1 protein-coding gene is annotated in these 749 nt (G+C 53.7%); it reads left to right on the top strand.

All coding sequences use genetic code 11. The features are described from left to right. Positions 1 to 749 (top strand): Ig-like domain-containing protein (locus tag H5187_RS23840; protein WP_259401775.1); only part of this gene is annotated, 749 nt, incomplete at both ends.

Raw genomic sequence — 749 nt, 5'->3', positions numbered from 1 at the left:
AACGCGATAGGTGAAACCAACGACACTACACCGACCATTAACGGCAGCAGTGATGCGCCAGATGGCAGTGTTGTCACTGTAGTGATAAATGATGGAATAAACCCCGCAGAGACAGTTCAAACCACCGTAACTGGCGGCACATGGAGTGTCACGGCCAGCAGTGATTTAGCGGAGGGTGACTTTAGTGTTACCGCCACCGTTGAAGATGGCGTGGGTAATCAAGGCACCGCCAGCGTCACTGGGATCATTGATACCACCATGCCGGATATCAGTATTAATCCGCCAGCCGACAGTAACGATACCACGCCTACCATCAGTGGCACCGCCAGTGCGCCACAGGGCAGCATAGTTACGCTGGTGTTTAATGATGCCGCGGGTAATTCACACACAGTCACTACGCAAATGACACCATCAGGCACATGGTCAGTGCCGGCGCTGGATGCATTAGCAGAAGGCACTTATACGGTTACTGCAAGTGTATCAGATCAAGCGGGGAACCCAGCCAGTGCGAGTGTGAACGGGTTAGTTGATGTCACCGCGCCGGTTATTAGCGTGAATGCGCTGGCAGATAGCAGTGATGTTACTCCGCTCATCAGTGGCCAAAGCAGTGGGGTGCCAGCGGGTACGCAAGTGAACGTTACAATCATCGCGGCCAATGGCGCAGTACAAAGTGCGACAGCAACAACGGATGGCGCAGGTAATTGGTCCGTGGAGGCCAGTAATGCGATTATCGAAGGCGAGTACACAGT

Origin of the sequence: Pseudoalteromonas sp. SG44-1 (assembly GCF_014164315.1) — a bacterium.
Lineage (GTDB): Bacteria > Pseudomonadota > Gammaproteobacteria > Enterobacterales > Alteromonadaceae > Pseudoalteromonas > Pseudoalteromonas rhizosphaerae.
This window is presented reverse-complemented; position numbering and strand designations above follow the sequence as displayed.